A 19,802-nucleotide genomic window follows, 5' to 3' on the forward strand; every position below is an offset into this window, starting at 1 on the left:
GCTGAAGTGTAGAAAAAGGAGTCTGAACTGTAGAAATAGAAATGTATTAAGGTAAAGCGGGGTGTTTAGTATCTAAAATAGTAGTTATTTTATCTTTAAATAGCATGAAATAATTGACATGAGGGCTTTTGGGCTTGAGCCCACAACTCTTGGGCTTAAACCCAAAACTCTCGGGCTTGAGCCCACAACCCTTGGGCTTGAGCCCACAACTCTTGGGCTTGAGCCCACAACTCTTGGGCTTGAGCCCACAACCCTTGGGCTTGAGCCCACAACTCTTGGGCTTGAACCCACAACCCTTGGGCTTGAGCCCACAACCCTTGGGCTTGAGCCCACAACTCTTGGGCTTGAGCCCACAACCCTTGGGCTTAAGCCCACAGCTCTTGGGCTTGAACCCAGAACTCTTGGGCTTGAACCCAGAACTCTTGGGCTTGAACCCAAAACCTTCGAACTATAACACATAACCTTTAAAACATTGAGGCTGATTTATCGGAACCTAAGCCTGCTTTGATTCTTTAGCAGAAAAGCTTTGGGATATATTGCGAAGATTTGTAAATAATTGTACTAGGTTGGTGGATTTGAGTTTTGAAGGTGGAAAAGTGTATATTTGATAAATAATGTAGGACTTTTTGGCACATCTAAAGTATATTATATATTTCTTACTTTCTCAAACATTTAACCAAGTAGTAATAATTTATGAAAAAAGTACTTTATATAATTACAATTTTATTGATAACTATATCCTGTTCTAAAAAGTCAGTTCCATTAGGACTTCGAAAAACGATTAACCAAATGGAAAGAAATCTAAATGATACAATCAAATATGATTTTAAAATTGCACCTGAAGAAGTAGCTGGAACTAAACATCATTTTGGTTTAGGCTTGGATTTGCGAAATGGAAAAGGTTTATGGAGGGGAAGTCTGTTAAAAACATATTTTAGACTAAATGGAATTTGGCACCCTGATGATATGAGTAGTATTATTTTGACAACTTTTCATCGCAGACTAAATGACAAACCAATTCAATTTAAGAAACAGAAAAAACATTTTAAAGAATTTTGGAAAGTTTCAAGTATTGGAGAGGATGCGAAAAGTATTTGGTGGAAAAAAAATCATCCTGAAAAGCAAACAGATAGTTTAAACCAAATTTATCTATCATATTTTTATAAAGACAGGCTCGTTTTAGGAAGTGTTGTAGCATTGAAAAAGCGTAAAAATGGTGCTTCTTTGATAGACGTAAAAATGATTGGACAAATAATTAAGCGAAATGACTGGAAATTAAAAATTAAAATAATAAAATTAGGCAAAGTAGAAGACGGTTTTGAACTTTGGGAGAAAGTCAATGATACAATAGAAAGCGAAACAGATAGTGTTTACTTAATACCTATAACTCAGGAATAAAAATTATTCACTACTATCCCAACTCCCCCACCTTCTCCTATTTTATAATAAATCCCCCGAAACGTTACTCCTTTAATTCTGAAAACCTTAACAATTGCTTATTATTAAGTATTGGGATTTTTTTTCATCTTTGACCATCAAAAAAAAATCCATGCATTTAAAGACAAGATTACTACTCTTATTCTGCTGTTTTCAGTTCGCTTTTGGGATGGCTCAAGAAAAATTTACACTAAGCGGCACCATTTCTGACTTAAACAGCAACGAAACTTTAATTGGCGTCAACATTTATGTTCCCGCGTTAAAACTAGGCACCACTACCAATGCTTACGGCTTTTATTCGATGACTTTGCCGGAGGGAACTTATGATTTCGAGTTTAGTTATGTGGGCTATCAGACGATTGCTGAATCTATTGCAATGACTGAAAACGTAAAAAAGAATTTGAGTTTGAGCAACAGTGGCGAACAACTGGAAGAAGTTGTAATTACTGAAAAGCCTCGGGCGAACATCAGGAAAGCGGAAATGAGTGTCAACAAACTCTCGATTGCTACCATAAAAAAAATGCCGGTTGTGCTTGGCGAAGTAGATGTTATCAAGTCTATATTATTACTTCCGGGTGTTACCAATGCCGGTGAAGGCGCTTCGGGATTTAATGTAAGAGGTGGTGGAGCCGACCAGAATTTGATTTTATTGGACGAAGCTACTATCTTTAATTCGTCGCACGTTTTTGGATTTTTCTCTGTCTTTAATCCAGATGCCATCAAAGATTTAAAACTATACAAAGGAGGAATTCCTGCTCGTTATGGCGGTCGTGGTTCTTCGGTTTTGGACATTTATCAAAAGGACGGTAACTCTAAAAGCTTTCACGCCAATGGAGGAATTGGTTTAATTTCCAGCCGACTTCTCGTGGAAGGACCGCTTGAAAAAGACAAAGGTTCGTTCTTGGTAGCGGGTCGTGGTTCGTATGCCCATTTGTTTTTGAAATTGGCAGACAATGATAACTCAGCTTACTTTTATGATTTGAACGCGAAGCTGAGTTATAAATTAAACGACAACAATAGTTTATACATGTCGGGTTATTTTGGGCGTGACGTCTTTGATTTAAACGGAAGTTTTGTAAACATCTACGGGAATTCCTCTCTCAATCTTCGTTGGAATCATTTGTACAGCGACAAGTTATTTTCCAACCTTTCTGTAATATACAGCGATTATTATTACGGACTGACTTTAGATTTTGTTGGGTTTCAATACGATTCAGGGATTAAAAATTACAATATTAAGTATGATTTTAAAAACTATATTTCGGATAAGTTGAAATTGAATTTTGGAGCCAATACCATTTATTATGATTTCAATCCAGGCAAAATCACCCCTAATTCTTCAAGTTCGGGAATAAACGCTCGTCAATTGGAACAGAAATATGCCTTTGAACCTTCCTTATATTTAGAAGCCGAACATGATGTGACCAAAAAGCTTTCGTTAATGTACGGTTTCCGTTACAGTATGTTCTACCGTTTAGGACAATCTACAATGAATCTATACGAAAACAATCAAGCGGTAGAATACGACGAAGTGTTGAAGATTTATAAAAAGGGAACGCCTATTGGTACTGAATTTTATGATTCCAATAAAACATTGGCGTCGTTTAATAATTTCGAACCACGATTTTCCGCTTCTTATGCTTTGAATGACAATCAATCGGTAAAGGCGAGTTACAACCGCATGACGCAGTATTTGCAATTGGTTTCTAATACCTCATCTCCTACCCCATTGGATGTCTGGACCCCGAGTGATAGTTACATCAAACCCCAAATTGTGGACCAAGTAGCTCTGGGTTATTTTCAAAATTTCAAGAACGACGAATACAGTCTTGAAGTCGAAACCTTTTATAAAACCGTAAAAAACAGGATAGATTATATTGACGGAGCTGATTTGATTGCCAATGAAGCCTTGGAACAAGTAATCCTTAACGGGCGTTTACGTTCTTATGGATTCGAATTGATGTTTAGAAAAAATACCGGTCGATTTAACGGTTGGATTTCCTATACCCTTTCTAAATCGGAACAACAAACTCCAGGGCGAACGGCTACGGAAATTGGTATTAACAACGGAAATTGGTACAGTTCAGCTTACGACAAATTGCATAACGTTGCCGTAACTACCGCTTATGACTTAAGTAAAAAGTGGTCTTTGGGAGCTAATTTTGCTTTACAATCCGGTCAGCCAGTAACCTACCCAAATGGACAATACCAATATCAAGGTATTTCAATTCCTAGCTATGGCTTGCGAAATGAAGAGCGACTGCCGCTTTACCACCATTTAGATTTAGCAGCAACGTACACGCCAAAACCCGATAAGAAAAAAGGCTGGCAAGGCGAATGGGTTTTTAGTATTTACAATATTTACAACCGTTCTAATGCAGCTTCAATCAATTTCAGACAAAACGAAAGCGGTGTAAATGAAGCCGTGAGATTCTCTATTTTCGGAGCAGTTCCTGCAGTTAGTTATAATTTTAAATTTTAAGAAGATGAAAAAATATACGTACATAATGTTGTTATTGACATTAGCTTTTAGCTTTACTTCTTGTGAAGAAGTCATTGATATCGATTTAAATACTGCAAAACCACGCCTGGTGATTGATGCAAGTTTAAAGTGGGAAAAAGGAACCGATGGTGCCACCCAAATGATTAAATTGACCACCACAACTGGTTATTTTAATACTGAAATCCCTACGGTTTCTGGAGCTACGGTATTCGTTACTAACTCAACAGAACAAGTTTTTGATTTTGTGGAAACTGTTGCCAATTCAGGCGAATACATCTGCACCAACTTTATCCCTATTATGGATGAAACGTATACGTTGACCGTAATTGAAAACGGAACCACTTATACAGCAACCGAAAAGATGTTTCCCGTACCCGTAATTGATAGAGTTGAGCAAAATGACGACGGTGGTTTTGGCGGAGGGAATATTGAGATTAAGTTTTTCTTTACTGATGATGGTTTGACTGATAATTTCTATTTGTCACGTGCCAAACTTTCAAGATATACAATTCCGGAATACGGTGTTAGTAGCGATGAATTTTATCAAGGAAATGAATTCTTTGACATTTACAGCGATGAAGATGTAGAACCAGAAGACACCATAGATTATACCTTAAGTGGTATTTCACAAGGTTATTATAATTATCTGCAAGTGTTATTAAGTATTGCAGGAAGTTCAGGCGGAGGTCCGTTTCAATCGCCACCGGCAACCGTAAGAGGAAACATTGTTAACACTACTGATATTGATAATTATGCCTTAGGATTTTTCAGCGTATCAGAAACTGCGAGGGTTATTTACACCGTAGAATAATCATCTGGTAAATTTTATAAAACTCAATGGATGTTTTATAACACATAGGTAATCAGTTTTGTAGAAATTTGTAAAATCAATAACCTATAAAATTAAACACTATGAAAAAGTCTATTGGATTATTAGTTGCTTCCTTATTATTGTCAGGAGCTGTATTAACAAGTTGTAAAACAGATGCTGAAAAAGTAGAAGATGCACAAGAAGATGTAGTTGATGCAAGAGAAGACGAAATGGATGCTCAACAGGATTTAAACGAAGCGACATATGAAAATGCTTCCGATTACGAACAATTTAAAGCCGCTACAAAAGTAGTTATTGCTGAAAATGAAACTAGAATTGCAGAATTCAAAGTAAAATTGAAAGCAGAATCTGCTGAAAACAAAGCGAAGTGGGAATCAAAAATTGATGCCATGGAAAAAAGAAACGACCAACTAGAAGACGATATCGATGATTTTAAAGATGGCGCTTCTGAAAACTGGAACGACTTTAAGAACAGAATTGAAAAAAGCAAAAATGATATCGACGCTGATATCGAAGCTTATAAAAGAGAGCATAACTATTAAAAGTTAGCTTTTATTGAAAAGGTGTACAGAAATGTACACCTTTTTTTTGTTTACGATGATTTACAAAACTTCTCAGGTTTTGAGTACAACTCTTGGGAATATCAGAAGAATCCCCAAAAACATAATATGCCTTAGAGAGACTGGACCTCATTTCGTATAAACTCTTTTTTTTGTATTACTGTTTACTTTTCAACAATTATATCAATAAAAAAAATAGTTTTTTGGTTGTGAAATAGTTTTAAAATTCGATAATAATTTAAAAATTAAATTCTAAGTTTGTAAGTAGCTGTCGTTTTATATTTATAAAATAAAGCATTTTACTTGGATGTTTAATTATAATCAAATTGTTATGAAATGGATTGTTTTTCAAAACTTAGAAAGTAAACTTGATTTAATTTGCTATCCAAATTCAATGCTAATTGCATATATTTTAAATTTCAAAGTTATTAGCTGTGGGATGGATGATTTAGTTTACAATTTTTGTGAATATGGCAAAAACATGAAAATTGAATCAAAAATTGATTTCATAGTAAGAGACAGTTTGCAAAATGACCCTGAAAATCATGAAACCTTTCTTGAAATTCAATGTATCATAAAAGATTTTGGAAAGTCGAGAAACAAGAGTTCAAAGCAAATTATAGCTTTCAACTTAATGAAAAAAAGGATTGAAAGTATACACGAAAATGTTGTGGCTAGAGCCTATTTAAAAATGGAGGTAATGTATAATATACCTACATTAAAAGCATTAATCGACAATAAAAATTTTAAAATATTTGACCACGCTAATTTTAATACCGAAAGAGAATATCTGAAATCTGAAATGATTACCGATATTTTACAACTTAAATTACCCGATTTAGATACCGATTATTCTTTATTTTTCTTAAGTGATTTTCACAGAGAAAGAAAAATAATGGAAATAGATTTTTTAAATCCTCAAGACATTCATGCAAAGGATAAAACTACATTTTATGGAGAAACAAGTTATACTTTTCCACCGTTTGACGGACTTTCAAGTACTGAGTTAATTGCAATTAGAACATCTCTTGATACAACTACCGAAGAGTTTAGAAAAAGAATAGAAGCGTGGGCTAGCATTTGCTACACCAATCCCAATACTAATTTGGGTTTGGATTATTTTATTAAAAAAGTGCAACCTTATTTGCAATCGACAAAAAACGATATTCTAGAAAACCCACTGCTCCAAAACACCTCAATATTAACCAACAAAAATTTAGAATCTCAAATAATCATTGGTGAAGCACCTATTGAAAAAATCTGGGAACTTTATCTAATTTCAAACACGATTACTCAGAAAATTTATGATGATTTAATGAAAATTAAAACAGCAGAATTTCCTAAATTTGAAGGAAGATGGCCTGTTGTTTTTTTTAAACCAACCGAAGCTGCTAAAAAATTCATGACTGAAGAAAGGCAAAATGATGGTGTACAATCCGTTCGGAAATCAATTTCATTAGACTAAAAAAGCGCAATTTATTTCTTTATAATTAAGACATTATCAAATCGTTTAATCTTAAAAACAATAGTATGGAATGGATTATTTTTCAACAATTAACTTCTACTATTTCGGCTTCGAATTATTATAATTCTATAAAGATTGCTTATCTACTTAATTTAAAAATAGCTAGTATTGGTATTGATGACAGCATCTATTATTTATCTAATCTAAAAGATAATTTGAATATTGATACTAAACTAGAGTATTTGATAAACGAAAATGATATTAGTGATGATTATCAACAATACCTGATAGAAGTTAAACAATCATATTTTGCTTTAACCAAAATTAAATACAAAAGTTCTAAGGAAAATATACTCCTCAATACAACAAAAAAATGGGTGGAAAATGCATTTATAGTTTATCAAAATTATCATGTAGATATTATTGGTAAAGCGTTTGATATAGCAAGATTAAAAGAGCTACTTGCCGTAGATATTTTTTATTTTTATTTCAATAATGATGGTACTTCTAGCAGTTGTACTATAAATAATGAAGTTCAACTTGAAGTATTAATGATGACACTAAACGAAGAGGAAGAGGAATATTTCATACTTTTCTTAAGTAATAATAAAATTGATGGAGTTGATGTGGAGGTTGAATTTTTAAATCCTATGGATAAAAAAGCCGAGGATAAAAATAATTTTTATGGGGAAGTAAGTTATACTTTTCCTTTATTAGATTCCTTATCAAGTACTGAACTGATTTCAACTAGAAAAAATTTAGAAAAAACAACGTTAGCCTTTAGAGAAAAAATAAATGAATGGGCAAGTATTTGTTTAGCCAATCCCAACACTAATTTAGGTTTAGAACATTTTAAGAAAGAATTGCAACCTTTCTTGAAATCTACTCAAAATGAAATTTTAGAAAACCCGCTGTTGCAAAATGTTTCGTCTTTGACGAACAAAAAATTAGAATCTCAAATTATAATCGGCGAAGCACCTATTGAAAAAATCTGGCAACATTATCTTGATTCAAAAAACATTAGTCAGGATGTTTATGATGATTTAATGAAAATTAAAACCGAACAATTTCCTAGATTTGAAGGTAGATGGCCAATTGTTTTTTATAAGTTAACTGAAGATGCCCTAAAAGACATCAATGAAGAAACAGAAAATGATGGCGTACAATCCGTTCGAAAATCAATATCTTTAGACTAAAAACCAACCACCACTATGAAACCAAACCACAAAAACTATTTTAAAGCAAGCGTTTTATCTGCTGCAACGGTTATCGAAATCTCCACTATTTTAGATTTCTGTAAATACATTGACCATCATAATATAAAGGATGTTTTTGTCATCGAAAACAATTTAAAATTTGCTGTATTGGCCCATAATTCATTGATTCAAATCAATACCAATGCTTTTTTGACTTTGGATGATGCAAAAAATGCGTGTATAAATGAGTTTCCAGGTGCTGCAGAATTTTACGAGGCACTTGAATTGAATATTTCTAATTATCAAGATTTTCAGCTTGTAAAAGTTTGCGGTATTACAGACAAAGCACTTTTTGACGAAATTCAGAGTGGCGGTTTTGTTACTGGTTTTGAAAAATACAAAGCGTACGCTGAAGTAGAACTAAAGGATTCAAACAGAACTAATTTCCCCGATATTCTAGCCCTCTTTAATTTTGCGAAAGTCAATAATTTTGAAAATTTTGAACTCTTCTTTGATGCCTTTCAAGCAGGTTTTGAAAATTTTGAAAACTATCAAGTTGCATTAGAAAAAGGGTTTAAAAATGCTCAGGATTTTAATACCGCCTTAGAAAATGGATTTCCAAACAATGAGGTTTATCAGATTGCCAAAAAGGATGCTGTTGAAACGTATCTAGAATTACAACAAAAGATGAGTCTTGAAGTCGCTTACCCAGATTTGAAACACGATGAAAGTGTGCTGCTTTTCCTATTGAGCAAATTGCCGCAGGATAAAAAAGTGGGGTTAAACAAACTTTATTCTTTGCTGGAAACTGCATTTGAAGAGTATGAAAATCCAAATTCTAAAAAAGTAGAAGGTTGGTTCACAAAGGCCTTTGAAAAAATAGAAGATATTGCTGCATTTCTGGCTACTAATGAACATGTAAAAAAATTCGGAGGTTTTGATGTTGATGGTGAATTTTTTGAAATCAATACAATTAACGACCGGAGTATCGTGATTGACGGAAGTAATGTGGCTTATAACAGTGTTAGTCGTGGTGACGGACAAAAACCGATGATTGCCCATCTAATTACGATGGTTAATTTCCTAAAAAAGAAAGGTTTTATAGATATTTTAATTATTGCCGATGCTTCCTTGCGTCACAAATTAGGAGATGCAGAACGAATTAAAGAGTTGGGACAAATTGCAAAATACGAAATTGCACCAGCGGCAACTACGGCAGATGTCTTCTTGATTTCTCATGTGAAATCCAGACATTGTTTATTGTTGAGCAACGATACTTTTAAAGACCATAAGTTTTCCGATTCCTGGATTGCAACAAACATTGACTTTTACAGATTGACTTTTATGATAACGGATGGAGAAGTTTTTATGCCTGATTTGAAATAAAATTCTCAGCTTTTTTTTTAACAAATAATTTTGATGCTTTTTTGTCACATCCTTTGTAAGTTGAACTAATTTTGCAAAAAACACATTCAAAATGAGTTCTATATCGGAAATCAAGAAAAATCACGGCTACATTATTTTGCAAAAATTAGTGGTCGTTTCTATTCTCATTGGATTTTTAGCTTCATTCTTAGCCATATCACTAAAAAAGATTACGGAATATTACGAAACCATATTCTTCTTTAAGTCAAGCAATTCGCCGTGGTTGTTGCTGATTTTTCCGGTATTTAGTTTGTCGGTGATTTACTTTCTGCGTCAATATCTATTCAAAGGAAAAGCGAATAAAGGTATTAAGGAGATTTTTGAAGTAACAGAAAACAAAAATAAAAATTTGCCCGTTTATAAAATTCCGTCTCATTTTATTAATGGGTTAATTACTGTGGTTTTTGGAGGTTCTACAGGAGTCGAAGTTTCAACGGTTGTTGCAACCGCCACGATCGGTTCAATTGCACAAAAAAAGGAAAATACCTTCCGAAAGTACAAAGCAGAACTTATTGGAGCTGGTGTTGCTGCAGGAATCACTGCATTGTTTGGAAGTCCCTTCGCGGGAATTTTATTTGTTTTGGAAGTAATTTCCAGAAAAACAACTAAAGTTTTTTTCTTGACCAATGGAATTGCAGTATTGATTTCATTCGCTTTATTATTTCTTTTAGATGAGAAACCGCTGTTTGCATTGGAACACATGACTTGGAATTATTATGCAATTCCATACTTTATTCTATTGGGAATCTTAGCTGGTATGAATTCGGTTTACATAACTAAATGTGTCATGTTTTGCAAAAGGAGTTTTGCTAAATTAAATCACGATTACTATAAAATCCTGATTGGTTCAGCAATTTTGAGCGTTTCGTTATACTTCTTACCCCAACTTTACGGCGATGGTTATCATGCGGTAAAAGAACTGTTGCATTCTAACGGTTCGATGACGATTGCATTGCTACTTTCAACGCTTGCTATTCTGTTTTTGAAACCTATCATTACTTCGGTAACCTTAGCATCAGGTGGCGATGGAGGTGTTTTTGCTCCAAGTTTATTTGTTGGTGCTTTTTTAGGGTTTTTACTTGCCAATATTTTAAATACGTATTTTAATGCGGGAGTAATTCCTTTGAATTTTATTATTATAGGTATGGCTGCCGTTTTAAGTGCCAGTATTCACGCGCCATTTACTTCGTTGTTTTTGGTTTGTGGTGTAACCGGAAATTACACGTTGTTTTTACCACTTTTAGGTGTTTGTTTAATTGCAAAATACACCTCAAAATTCTTGTACCCCTACAATGTTTACTCTATAATTCCAGCTACTGCTAAATAATGGCAATTCATAAAATTAAACGCGGTTATCGCCGTACAAAATACATTCTTTACAAAGAAACGTTAGTTGATTTTAGAGAACATTTCTGGGCATTTGTTGGTTCTTTTGTAGGAATTGGAATTATTTCTTACATTCAAACTTTACAACTCCCTGTTTCAGATGTTATCTATTTGATTGGTTCTTTTGGAGCTTCAAGTGTTTTGGTTTACGGCGTTATTGAAAGTCCGCTTGCTCAACCGCGAAATTTAATTGGAGGCCATGTAGTTTCGGCAATTATTGGCGTAAGCATCCAAAAACTCATTCCTGATATTTTATGGATTGCAGCACCTTTAGCCGTTTCATTATCAATTGTATTGATGCAAATTACCAAAACTTTACATCCTCCAGGTGGTGCAACCGCTTTGATTGCAGTAACTGGTTCGGCTGAATTGAAAAATATTGGGTATTGGTATGTGGTATCGCCTGTTTTTGTGGGATGTTTAATTCTCTTAATTGTGGCTTTAGTATTCAATAATATGACTCCCAAACGACACTATCCGATTGTTCGAAGCATAAGTTTTCATAAGATTATTCCCTATATTTCCAAAAAGATAAAAGCGAAACCATAGATGAAGTCACTATTTGAAAATACAATTGCAATTCTAATTCTTTTTAGTTGTCTTTCCTGCAAAAAAGAAACGGTACTTGAACAAAACAAATATCAATTTACTGAACTTCAAAAAGTAGATTGGTTTTTAGGACGATGGGAAAATAATTCAGCAGAAGGTAATTTATCTGAAAGTTGGAAAAAGCTAAACGATTCTACTTTTTCTGGCGAAAGTTATTTTGTAATTGAAAATGATACCGTTTTTGCCGAAACAATTCAGTTGGAAGAACGGAATAGTCAACTTACGCTTGTTGTCAGTGTTCCAAATCAAAATAAGGAGCAACCTGTTGCGTTCAAATTAACTGAGAATTCAGGTAATAAATTAATTTTTGAAAATCCAAAGCACGATTTCCCTACTAAGATTATTTATAATCAAGTTGGCTCTGATAGTATGGTGGCGGAAATTTCTGGGATGAAAGAGGGTGTTTTAAAATCTGAGTTGTTTAAAATGAAAAAAGTCCGTTGAAATAAATCAACGAACTTTTAAAACTATTCTGTACTCTATATTAATTCTTAACCGGAATATTCTTTAATATTTCCAATACAAACTTCCAGTATTTTTGAGCCGATGAAATCGAAGCTCTTTCGTCAGGCGAGTGTGCTCCGTGAATAGTTGGTCCAAAAGAAATCATGTCCATATCAGGATAATGTGTTCCTAAAAGCCCACATTCTAAACCTGCGTGACAAGCTACCACTTTTGGTTTTTCGTTATTTTGTTTTTCGTATAAATCTGTTAAAACATCTAAGATTTCTGACGTTACATTTGGTGTCCAACCTGGATAAGAACCTGATAAATTCACTTCACAACCCATTAGTTCAAATGCCGAACGTAAAGCGTTTGCCAAATCCATTTTACTAGTCTCTACAGAAGAACGCGTTAAGCAACCAACAGAAATTTCACCGTCTTTAACGATTACTCTTGCAATATTGTTTGATGTTTCTACTAAATCAGCCATATCCGGACTCATTCTGTAAACGCCGTTATGAGCCGTGTAAATAGCGCGAAGCAAACCTTCTTGAACACCTAAGTCCATGATTTTAGTCGGCAAATCAGTTTTTTCAATTGTGATGGCTAATTTTGGTTCCATCGTTTTGAATTCTGTTTTGATGTCTCCAATGATTTCTTGCATGTCAAAAACGTATGCTTCATCATACATTCCTGCAACAACAACCGTTGAAACACTTTCTCTCGGGATAGCATTTCGTAAACTACCACCATTAATTTCAGCAATTTGTAAACCAAAGTTTTCAAAAGCATCAAAAAGCAAACGGTTCATTATCTTGTTTGCGTTTCCTAAACCTTTATGAATATCCATGCCTGAATGTCCACCATTCAAGCCATTTACGGTAATTTTATAAGCCACTGCGTCTTCAGGAACTTCTTCTACTTCATACGTACGAGTTGCAGTTACATCAATTCCTCCAGCACAACCTATGTCGATTTCGTCGTCTTCTTCAGTATCTAAATTTAAAAGAATTTCGCCAGAAAGAACGCCACCTTTCAATCCCATAGCTCCAGTCATTCCTGTTTCTTCATCAATTGTAAACAAAGCTTCAATTGCAGGATGCTGAATGTCAGTTGATTCTAAAATTGCCATAATTGTGGCAACACCTAAACCGTTATCAGCTCCAAGTGTAGTTCCTTTTGCACGAACCCAGTCGCCATCTACATACATTTCGATTCCTTGTGTGTCAAAATCAAAATCAGTATCTGCATTTTTTTGGTGTACCATATCTAAATGCGATTGCATCACGATGGTTTTGCGGTTTTCCATTCCAGCAGTTGCCGGTTTCTTGATGATTACATTTCCGACTTCATCTTCAATGGTTTCAAAACCTAATTTTTTACCAAAATCTTTCATAAAAGCAATCACACGTTCTTCTTTTTTCGAAGGACGAGGTACGGCATTTAGGTCGGCAAATTTATTCCAGAGTTGTTGGGGTTCGAGATTACGAATTTCTTGGCTCATGCTTATAATTGATTATAAAGTTATGGCCGTAAAGTTACAAAGTTAGTGTGGGAAAGGTCTAAAAATAGTCCTAAATTTAAGCAATATGCTGTGCAAAAAGTTTTTTAGCGTCTTCAGTAGAAACTTTACCTACGCATTCATTTTTGTGAATACATATTATTGGAGCGCTTTTGCAAAAGCCTTGGCATTTCATTTTCTGAACAATAACACTATCGCTTAAACCTGCTTCATTGACTAAATCTTTGAAACATTCTTTAATTTCAGAATTGTACTTGCAACATTTCTTGCCGTCGCAAAATAGTATTACCTTCTCTTTATTATTCTTGCCCATTCGTAAGATATTGAAGTTGTATTTTTTAATACGTCACAAAAATACATTTTTATTCTTATCTATTCTAAATAAAGGATTAAAATTAGTAAAAGATTTGTAGTTCAGAAAAGCAGAATTTTAGTTTTCACTCCCTAAAATTATTCGGAAGCACAAATATAAAATTTTGAGAAAAGCCAAAAGAGAAAAAGAAGCCGAAAGATTTTAGCCTAGCCCTGATGCAGGAATTGTCTGAGCTCTTCCGATTTTTCATCGGAAAGCGAGTTCCTGCAGCAGGAAAATGGTAAAAACAGTTCCCAAGCGATTTGCTCCAAATTCTAATTTGAAATCCTTTTACAGAATCGCAAAGTATTTATTACATTAGCTTGATTAAAATCAATGTATGAAAAACCGTCGGGTAGGTTGGGTATTTTTTTTAGCGATTCAAATTGTTTTGATTCAAATTCTTGGTTTTTTCCCAGCATTTGTGGAGCAATTTTACAGTAATGGCTTCTACCCTATTTTGGCGGAAGTTTCGCGTAGACTATTAGGTTGGATTCCGTTTTCTATTGGTGATTTGATTTATTTTGTTGTAGGATTTTTACTTTTAAAATGGGTGCTTCGCATATTTAGAAAGTCGAAAACGTGGAAAATTATTGCTATAGAAATTGGAACAGGACTGAGTGTTTTTTATTTTTTATTCCATATTTGTTGGGCTTTCAACTATTATCGCGAACCTCTTTTTGAAAAAATGCATATTGAAAAAGAATACAGTGATGCAGATTTATTGCGATTTACCAAAGTGATGATTCGCCAGACTAATGCGATTCAGGTCGCGATTACTAATAATCCAAATGCTAAAGTTATCACTAATTTGACCCAAGAAGAAATCTTTGACCAAAGCTTGTATGGTTATCAAAATTTAGAAAAACGTCACGCTTTTTTCACTTATGAAAATGCAAGTATTAAAAAATCACTGATTAGTTTACCGCTTACTTATATGGGGTTTTCAGGTTATTTAAATCCGTTTACGAATGAAGCACAAGTTAACGACCGGGTTCCTATGATTAACTTTCCTTTTACGGTTTGCCACGAAATGGCACACCAAATTGGCTATGCTTCTGAAAATGAAGCTAATTTTATTGGCTTTTTAGCCGTAACCCAAAACGAAAATTTACATTTCAAATATGCGGGTTATAGTACTGCTTTACGGTATTGTTTGCGCAATTGGGAAGTTCGAAATCCAGCGCTTGGTAAACAATTGTTGGCAGAAATTAATCCAGGCGTATTACAAAATTTCGAGGATTCGGCGGTTTTTTGGAAACAGTATGAATCGGTTGTCGAAGATGGATTTAAAATTTTCTATGATAATTTTTTAAAGGCCAATCAGCAAGAAGATGGATTAAAAAGTTATAGCAAGTTTCTAAACCTATTGGTGAATTACTCTAAAAAGAATTCTATTTCTTTATAGAAATGTAAATTTTTAAAATTTTGTAACAAATACACTACTAAACCTACTAACGAATATATGAGTGCTTCTTTAGAACAATCTTTTGTGCAGCAATTACAGGAAAACCAGAATATCATCCACAAGATTTGTAGGTTGTATACTTCTGGTGACGATGAACACAAGGATTTGTTTCAAGAAATCACGATTCAGCTTTGGAAAGCTTTTCCAAAATTTCGAGGAGAAAGCAAATTTTCGACTTGGGCTTACCGTGTAGCATTGAATACTGCAATTACTTTGTACCGAAAAAGTAAACGGTCAATTGCAACAACAGAATACGATACAACCAAACATTTTTTTAAGGCAGAAGACTATAATTATGAAGAGGAAGAACAACTTAAGTTACTATACAAGGCTGTTCATCAACTAAATGATATTGAAAAAGCGCTTGTTTACATGTATCTTGAGGATAAAAATTATGAAGAGATTTCCGAAACATTGGGAATTAGTGAAGTGAATGCGAGGGTGAAGATGAACCGAATCAAAGGAAAATTAAAGAAAATTTTAAATCCGTAAGGAGAAAAAAATATGGAAGAGTTAGATTTATTAAAGAAACATTGGAAAACGGATGAAAGTTCGTTCCAGCAAGTTTCTGAAGAACAGATATATAAAATGATTCACAAGAGTTCAAGCTCGATTGTGAAGTGGATTTTTATAATTAGTATTTTAGAGTTTTTATTGTGGTCTGTTTTGTCTTTTTTCATGAAAGATGGTGAAGTGATGCGAAAGTTTAATGCGTATCATGTGGAACATATTATGACGCCCTTTATGATTATTGGATATTTAGGATTAGCCTATTTTTTCTTTCAGTTTTACATGAATTACAGAAAAATAACAGCCACAGACAACGTGCAAAAATTAATAAATACGATTCTTAAAACGCGTAAAAAAGTCAATCAATACGTTTGGTTTAATATTATTTATGCTGTCTTAAGCACCATTATCGTTTTATGTATTCAATTCAATTATGACAATAAACTGATTGAGATGATTAATGCCTCTGAAAAAACTGGTAATAGTGCACTTATTTATGCCATTTATATCGGAATAACTATCGTGTTTTTAGCATTATTTATTGCTTGTATTTGGCTCTTTTACCGCCTTATTTATGGAGTTTTACTAAAAAGACTTTATAAAAATTACGAGGAGTTGAAGAAAATTGATTATTAAAAATTTTTATTGAATTGCAGCAACTTTCCTCAACAAGTTAAAAGACGATTATGACTGGTTATGAAGATTTCCTACTGAATAATAGAAAAAAGAATGGGGTTCCTAATATTGAAAGAATTAGCAAAGAAAAACTAACATTTTTAGGAGTCGGTGCTGCACATTTATTGGGTGGTGAAGGTGTGCCGAATTTGCTAAGATGAACTATATACCATGTAGAAGTACTGTAACGGTAATTACTCCCCTTCTTTATAACTGTACCTCCGTTTTTGATTCAATTCTTCCTCTTCTTCCTGCACTTGAGGCGGAATTACTTTCAAAAATGACGAATGTTGTTCGATTGCAAATTCTACCTTCTCTACAATTTCATCGATTGTATCGTTATCATAATCAATTTTTAAAGGTTCTTTAATGATAAAAGATTGCAAAATTCCTTTCTTTTTCAATCGCAAACCTTTCTTATCAAACGAACGTCTAAAGCCATCTATTACTATCGGAATTACAATGGGTTTATAGGTTTTAATAATATGAGCGGTCCCTTTTCTAACCGGCTTGAACGACTTGGTAGTTCCCTGCGGAAAAGTAATTACCCAACCGTCTTCTAGTGCAATTCTGATATTATCCGTATCGTTAGGATTTACTTCTCGTTGAACATCTTTTCCTTCAGAACGCCAAGTTCGCTCTACTGCTATCGCTCCTGCATAAGACATAATTCGAGGTAAAATCCCCGATTGCATTGTTTCCTTTGCTGCAACATAATACAGATTAAGCTTTGGATTCCATATGTAACCAATGTTTTTAATATTGTCTACTCGTCCGCTCAAACTGGCATTAAAAACATGAACCATCGCCACTACATCCGCAAAATAAGTCTGGTGATTTGAAATAAAAAGTACGTTGGTATTGGGAAGGTTTTTAATTATTTCTGAACCTTCAATTTGCAATTCGTTAAAACCGCGGTATCTTCTGTGTGTTAACAACGCGAAAATTCGGATGAGCCATTTTTTTATAAAAAGAATATGACCAAAAGGCCCGCGTTTAAACAATCCCATAGCGGAAATTTATTAATAAAATAAGCTACAAACATACGAAAACTATCTTTTTATAACACTTTTTTTATCACTTCTTTAAGTTCACTTAACATCATTCCCGTAGCACCCCAAACTATTTTATTTCCAAATTTAAATACCGGAAGTTCAACCTCTCTCATGTACGAAGTTTCCAATAGTTGTGTCGTAAAGTTCTTCTCGTCTAAAAAATCCACAAGTGACAACTCAATTATCCCAAATACTTCTCGAGGATCAGGCGTAAATGTTAACGCATCATTGCTGTATCCTAGAAATGGTAAAACTGTAAAATTACTCGGTGGAATGTACAATTCCGAAAAAGCTTTAATTATTGAAATTTGACTTGGCAAAATTCCGATTTCCTCATGCGTTTCTCTTAAAGCTGTGGCTTCCATACTTGTATCAAAAACTTCGACTTTTCCTCCGGGAAAACCAATTTGAGAAGAATGTACTCCGCGATAAGCATTACGTACAATCAGTACCAAATGTGTTTCTAATTCCTTAGGGTAAAATAACATTAAAACTGCCGCTTTTCGAGGGTTAAAAGTAGTCGGATCCATTTTTTCAATAAATGCTACTCTTTCGGGGGGAGACATTTTTTTGTGTGCTTCTTCGCCAATCAGGTTTTCTTTTGCTATTTTTGGTACGTATTTGAGAAAATCGGTAAAAATCATTTTACTTGTTTTAAAAATCGAAAGTACAAAAATTCCATCATTTTATCGTCCCAAATTATGTTTAGTAAAGCCGACTCACAAAAAATTAAAAGAGAATTCTGGATTGAATTTGCGGAAGTTTATCCACGAAAATGGTTGTTGTATGATACTAAAATCAGAGACTTTTCATTCAAATTTTATGTAGACAACAAAAAAGCCCAAGTTACTTTAGACATCGAGCCTAAAGACGACGAAAAAAGAAAAATCTACTTCGAGAAAATTGAATCTCTGAAGCAAATTTTGCACGATGATTTTATGAATGATGCTGTTTTTGAACGTCATTTTCACTTGGAAACTGGAAAAATCATCAGTAAAATTTGGGTTGAAAAAACCGAAATCAGTGTTTTCAATAAAAACACCTGGCCTGAAATATTTGACTTTTTCAATGAAAAAATGGATACTTTCGAGCGGTTTTTTTATGAATACAAAGACTATATCGAGGATTTGGAAATGAATACTTAATTTAACTGCATTACTCCGATTGCTTTTCTTTACCTAACCAATTAACTGTAATATCTCGCAACACTCCTTCTTCTTTTAATTTAAGCAGTTCAATATTAAAAGAAGAAACTTTCTCCGAATTAAGTGGAAATGCAAAACCATAACCTTGTCTCAAATATTCAGTAACAGAGATGGTGAGGTTTTTATCAGGATGCATTTCTAGAAAATATTTCAATTGGGGTTTGTCAAATACAATTCCCTGAACCTTTTTATTTTTCAACAATTTATGTGCTTCTGCTAAATTTTCAACCACAACGATAGTACCACTGTATTCTTTCACAAAATCAGTCGCTGGTGAATCTTTAAGCACTGCTATTTTTTTACTTTCAAACTGTTCTGCAGAAGATATCGTGTTTTTTCCTAGTGCCGAAATTGTCAATGAACTTGCGATACCAGCGACCATTGTTGTTGCAAATAAAATGGAAACAATCATCCAGGTTCCCGCCACAATTCGTCCCATTAGAGTAACAGGTGCGATATCCCCATATCCAGTTGTTGACATGGTAACAATAGCACACCACATTCCGTTTGCAATACCTTTTACGGGTTCATTTGGAAATTGTTCGGGAGATACTTTTCGTTCCGCTAACCATAATAAAGTGCCTACAATGGCAAGTATAAATAAAAAAATGAGTAATGCATAAAGCAAGTTAATCGTAAATAATGTTGAAATTCGATCAAAAAAAGAAGGACTGTCCGTTCGTGACATAATTGCTAAACTCGACTGAAAATACGGCTGTGAAAACTCAACTAATTCGGCTCGTTCTGAAGTTATACTAGTTGGTCCTACAACGACATCAATTTTGCCTTCAGCTAAATCCTTTAATGCATCAGAAACGTTGCTATACGATTTTGGAACATAATTAATGTGCATTTCTTCGGCTACCAAATCCCAAATTTCAACGGAAATTCCTTTCCAGTTTTCATTTTCGTTAATGACAAATGGCTCTGTTCCGGCAAAACCAGCTATTAACGTTTCATTTTGAACGAGTTCAGATTTCTGATTTGAATCCTGGGCATTTACTTGAAAAAAATGTATAATGAAAAATAATGTGAAAACTGTTTTTGAAGAATACGACAAATTGTAAAATTTTTAAATGAAAATCAATTATTTCAAATATACAAAAGTTATGAAAAAGGACATTCAAGCAGGACACTTTTATCTCAAAAACGTACAAT

General features: G+C 33.9%; 21 protein-coding genes. 15 read left to right on the plus strand and 6 right to left on the minus strand.

The window, feature by feature from the left end; all coding sequences use genetic code 11:
• Window positions 1-155: 155 nt before the first annotated feature.
• Window positions 156-356, minus strand: a complete 201-nt coding sequence (locus tag ACQ5J2_RS15795) for a hypothetical protein (RefSeq protein WP_432671426.1) — start codon at window positions 354-356, stop codon at window positions 156-158.
• 337 nt (window positions 357-693) lie between these two features.
• On the opposite strand from ACQ5J2_RS15795, the gene ACQ5J2_RS15800 reads away from it, so the two are divergent.
• The 10 genes from ACQ5J2_RS15800 (at window position 694) to ACQ5J2_RS15845 (ending at window position 11,857) form a co-directional block, all read left to right on the plus strand.
• Window positions 694-1,398: a DUF6794 domain-containing protein gene (locus ACQ5J2_RS15800; protein WP_432671427.1), complete on the plus strand. Its 705-nt coding sequence runs from the start codon at window positions 694-696 to the stop codon at window positions 1,396-1,398.
• A 151-nt stretch (window positions 1,399-1,549) separates the two neighbouring features.
• Window positions 1,550-3,919 (plus strand): TonB-dependent receptor, encoded by a 2,370-nt coding sequence (locus tag ACQ5J2_RS15805; protein ID WP_432671428.1) that lies wholly within the window; start codon window positions 1,550-1,552, stop codon window positions 3,917-3,919.
• Window positions 3,920-3,923: 4 nt separating this feature from the next.
• On the plus strand, window positions 3,924-4,751 hold the full coding sequence (locus ACQ5J2_RS15810) for a DUF4249 family protein (protein WP_432671429.1): 828 nt from the start codon (window positions 3,924-3,926) through the stop codon (window positions 4,749-4,751).
• 101 nt (window positions 4,752-4,852) lie between these two features.
• Window positions 4,853-5,314: a hypothetical protein gene (locus ACQ5J2_RS15815; RefSeq protein ID WP_432671430.1), complete on the plus strand. Its 462-nt coding sequence runs from the start codon at window positions 4,853-4,855 to the stop codon at window positions 5,312-5,314.
• A gap of 499 nt (window positions 5,315-5,813) precedes the next feature.
• Entirely contained in the window at window positions 5,814-6,797 is a 984-nt protein-coding gene (locus ACQ5J2_RS15820) for a hypothetical protein (RefSeq protein WP_432671431.1), read from the plus strand.
• A 65-nt stretch (window positions 6,798-6,862) separates the two neighbouring features.
• Window positions 6,863-7,993, plus strand: a complete 1,131-nt coding sequence (locus ACQ5J2_RS15825; RefSeq protein WP_432671432.1) for a hypothetical protein — start codon at window positions 6,863-6,865, stop codon at window positions 7,991-7,993.
• Between the two features lie 15 nt (window positions 7,994-8,008).
• Complete coding sequence (locus ACQ5J2_RS15830; RefSeq protein WP_432671433.1) at window positions 8,009-9,379, plus strand: NYN domain-containing protein; 1,371 nt, start codon at window positions 8,009-8,011, stop codon at window positions 9,377-9,379.
• A 91-nt stretch (window positions 9,380-9,470) separates the two neighbouring features.
• Window positions 9,471-10,745: a chloride channel protein gene (locus ACQ5J2_RS15835; protein WP_432671434.1), complete on the plus strand. Its 1,275-nt coding sequence runs from the start codon at window positions 9,471-9,473 to the stop codon at window positions 10,743-10,745.
• Window positions 10,745-11,353 (plus strand): HPP family protein, encoded by a 609-nt coding sequence (locus ACQ5J2_RS15840; protein WP_432671435.1) that lies wholly within the window; start codon window positions 10,745-10,747, stop codon window positions 11,351-11,353. The genes ACQ5J2_RS15835 and ACQ5J2_RS15840 overlap by 1 nt, the downstream gene beginning before the upstream one ends.
• Window positions 11,354-11,857: a DUF6265 family protein gene (locus ACQ5J2_RS15845; protein ID WP_432671436.1), complete on the plus strand. Its 504-nt coding sequence runs from the start codon at window positions 11,354-11,356 to the stop codon at window positions 11,855-11,857. It begins immediately after the preceding gene.
• 40 nt (window positions 11,858-11,897) lie between these two features.
• Here the strand turns inward: ACQ5J2_RS15845 and ACQ5J2_RS15850 are convergent, their stop codons facing one another.
• Together ACQ5J2_RS15850 and ACQ5J2_RS15855 are read right to left on the minus strand one after the other, a co-directional pair.
• On the minus strand, window positions 11,898-13,361 hold the full coding sequence (locus ACQ5J2_RS15850) for an aminoacyl-histidine dipeptidase (RefSeq protein WP_432671437.1): 1,464 nt from the start codon (window positions 13,359-13,361) through the stop codon (window positions 11,898-11,900).
• 76 nt (window positions 13,362-13,437) lie between these two features.
• On the minus strand, window positions 13,438-13,692 hold the full coding sequence (locus tag ACQ5J2_RS15855; protein WP_432671438.1) for a (2Fe-2S) ferredoxin domain-containing protein: 255 nt from the start codon (window positions 13,690-13,692) through the stop codon (window positions 13,438-13,440).
• Window positions 13,693-14,071: 379 nt separating this feature from the next.
• On the opposite strand from ACQ5J2_RS15855, the gene ACQ5J2_RS15860 reads away from it, so the two are divergent.
• Genes ACQ5J2_RS15860 through ACQ5J2_RS15875 form a run of 4 tightly spaced genes read left to right on the plus strand, consistent with a single transcriptional unit; the run spans window position 14,072 to window position 16,545 of the window.
• The gene (locus tag ACQ5J2_RS15860; RefSeq protein ID WP_432671439.1) at window positions 14,072-15,139 is read left to right on the plus strand and encodes a DUF3810 domain-containing protein; all 1,068 of its coding nucleotides are present in this window, start codon (window positions 14,072-14,074) and stop codon (window positions 15,137-15,139) included.
• Between the two features lie 57 nt (window positions 15,140-15,196).
• Window positions 15,197-15,691, plus strand: coding sequence for an RNA polymerase sigma factor (locus ACQ5J2_RS15865; protein WP_432671440.1), 495 nt, complete (start codon window positions 15,197-15,199; stop codon window positions 15,689-15,691).
• Between the two features lie 12 nt (window positions 15,692-15,703).
• Window positions 15,704-16,345, plus strand: coding sequence for a hypothetical protein (locus tag ACQ5J2_RS15870; RefSeq protein ID WP_432671441.1), 642 nt, complete (start codon window positions 15,704-15,706; stop codon window positions 16,343-16,345).
• Between the two features lie 50 nt (window positions 16,346-16,395).
• The gene (locus tag ACQ5J2_RS15875) at window positions 16,396-16,545 is read left to right on the plus strand and encodes a TraB/GumN family protein (RefSeq protein WP_432671443.1); all 150 of its coding nucleotides are present in this window, start codon (window positions 16,396-16,398) and stop codon (window positions 16,543-16,545) included.
• A 33-nt stretch (window positions 16,546-16,578) separates the two neighbouring features.
• Here the strand turns inward: ACQ5J2_RS15875 and ACQ5J2_RS15880 are convergent, their stop codons facing one another.
• Both ACQ5J2_RS15880 and ACQ5J2_RS15885 read right to left on the minus strand, forming a co-directional pair.
• Window positions 16,579-17,394, minus strand: a complete 816-nt coding sequence (locus tag ACQ5J2_RS15880) for a lysophospholipid acyltransferase family protein (RefSeq protein ID WP_432671445.1) — start codon at window positions 17,392-17,394, stop codon at window positions 16,579-16,581.
• A gap of 50 nt (window positions 17,395-17,444) precedes the next feature.
• Window positions 17,445-18,083: an NUDIX hydrolase gene (locus ACQ5J2_RS15885; RefSeq protein ID WP_432671446.1), complete on the minus strand. Its 639-nt coding sequence runs from the start codon at window positions 18,081-18,083 to the stop codon at window positions 17,445-17,447.
• Between the two features lie 57 nt (window positions 18,084-18,140).
• On the opposite strand from ACQ5J2_RS15885, the gene ACQ5J2_RS15890 reads away from it, so the two are divergent.
• The gene (locus ACQ5J2_RS15890) at window positions 18,141-18,584 is read left to right on the plus strand and encodes a DUF4268 domain-containing protein (protein ID WP_432671447.1); all 444 of its coding nucleotides are present in this window, start codon (window positions 18,141-18,143) and stop codon (window positions 18,582-18,584) included.
• Window positions 18,585-18,594: 10 nt separating this feature from the next.
• Here ACQ5J2_RS15890 and ACQ5J2_RS15895 read toward each other — a convergent pair whose 3' ends face one another.
• Window positions 18,595-19,704 (minus strand): transporter substrate-binding domain-containing protein, encoded by a 1,110-nt coding sequence (locus ACQ5J2_RS15895; RefSeq protein WP_432671448.1) that lies wholly within the window; start codon window positions 19,702-19,704, stop codon window positions 18,595-18,597.
• Between the last annotated feature and the right edge of the window lie 98 nt (window positions 19,705-19,802).

The sequence above is a fragment of the Flavobacterium sp. SM2513 genome (genome assembly GCF_050908145.1).
Taxonomy (GTDB): Bacteria; Bacteroidota; Bacteroidia; order Flavobacteriales; family Flavobacteriaceae; genus Flavobacterium.

Excerpts from the sequence above, each read along its gene's own strand:
- ACQ5J2_RS15815 (WP_432671430.1), top strand. The coding sequence starts at position 4,853 with ATGAAAAAGTCTATTGGATTATTAGTTGCTTCCTTATTATTGTCAGGA.
- ACQ5J2_RS15825 (WP_432671432.1), top strand. The coding sequence starts at position 6,863 with ATGGAATGGATTATTTTTCAACAATTAACTTCTACTATTTCGGCTTCG.
- ACQ5J2_RS15850 (WP_432671437.1), bottom strand. The coding sequence starts at position 13,361 with ATGAGCCAAGAAATTCGTAATCTCGAACCCCAACAACTCTGGAATAAA.
- ACQ5J2_RS15820 (WP_432671431.1), top strand. The coding sequence starts at position 5,814 with ATGAAAATTGAATCAAAAATTGATTTCATAGTAAGAGACAGTTTGCAA.
- ACQ5J2_RS15830 (WP_432671433.1), top strand. The coding sequence starts at position 8,009 with ATGAAACCAAACCACAAAAACTATTTTAAAGCAAGCGTTTTATCTGCT.
- ACQ5J2_RS15875 (WP_432671443.1), top strand. The coding sequence starts at position 16,396 with ATGACTGGTTATGAAGATTTCCTACTGAATAATAGAAAAAAGAATGGG.
- ACQ5J2_RS15845 (WP_432671436.1), top strand. The coding sequence starts at position 11,354 with ATGAAGTCACTATTTGAAAATACAATTGCAATTCTAATTCTTTTTAGT.
- ACQ5J2_RS15840 (WP_432671435.1), top strand. The coding sequence starts at position 10,745 with ATGGCAATTCATAAAATTAAACGCGGTTATCGCCGTACAAAATACATT.
- ACQ5J2_RS15860 (WP_432671439.1), top strand. The coding sequence starts at position 14,072 with ATGAAAAACCGTCGGGTAGGTTGGGTATTTTTTTTAGCGATTCAAATT.
- ACQ5J2_RS15885 (WP_432671446.1), bottom strand. The coding sequence starts at position 18,083 with ATGATTTTTACCGATTTTCTCAAATACGTACCAAAAATAGCAAAAGAA.
- ACQ5J2_RS15870 (WP_432671441.1), top strand. The coding sequence starts at position 15,704 with ATGGAAGAGTTAGATTTATTAAAGAAACATTGGAAAACGGATGAAAGT.
- ACQ5J2_RS15805 (WP_432671428.1), top strand. The coding sequence starts at position 1,550 with ATGCATTTAAAGACAAGATTACTACTCTTATTCTGCTGTTTTCAGTTC.
- ACQ5J2_RS15800 (WP_432671427.1), top strand. The coding sequence starts at position 694 with ATGAAAAAAGTACTTTATATAATTACAATTTTATTGATAACTATATCC.
- ACQ5J2_RS15890 (WP_432671447.1), top strand. The coding sequence starts at position 18,141 with ATGTTTAGTAAAGCCGACTCACAAAAAATTAAAAGAGAATTCTGGATT.
- ACQ5J2_RS15865 (WP_432671440.1), top strand. The coding sequence starts at position 15,197 with ATGAGTGCTTCTTTAGAACAATCTTTTGTGCAGCAATTACAGGAAAAC.
- ACQ5J2_RS15810 (WP_432671429.1), top strand. The coding sequence starts at position 3,924 with ATGAAAAAATATACGTACATAATGTTGTTATTGACATTAGCTTTTAGC.
- ACQ5J2_RS15880 (WP_432671445.1), bottom strand. The coding sequence starts at position 17,394 with ATGGGATTGTTTAAACGCGGGCCTTTTGGTCATATTCTTTTTATAAAA.
- ACQ5J2_RS15855 (WP_432671438.1), bottom strand. The coding sequence starts at position 13,692 with ATGGGCAAGAATAATAAAGAGAAGGTAATACTATTTTGCGACGGCAAG.
- ACQ5J2_RS15835 (WP_432671434.1), top strand. The coding sequence starts at position 9,471 with ATGAGTTCTATATCGGAAATCAAGAAAAATCACGGCTACATTATTTTG.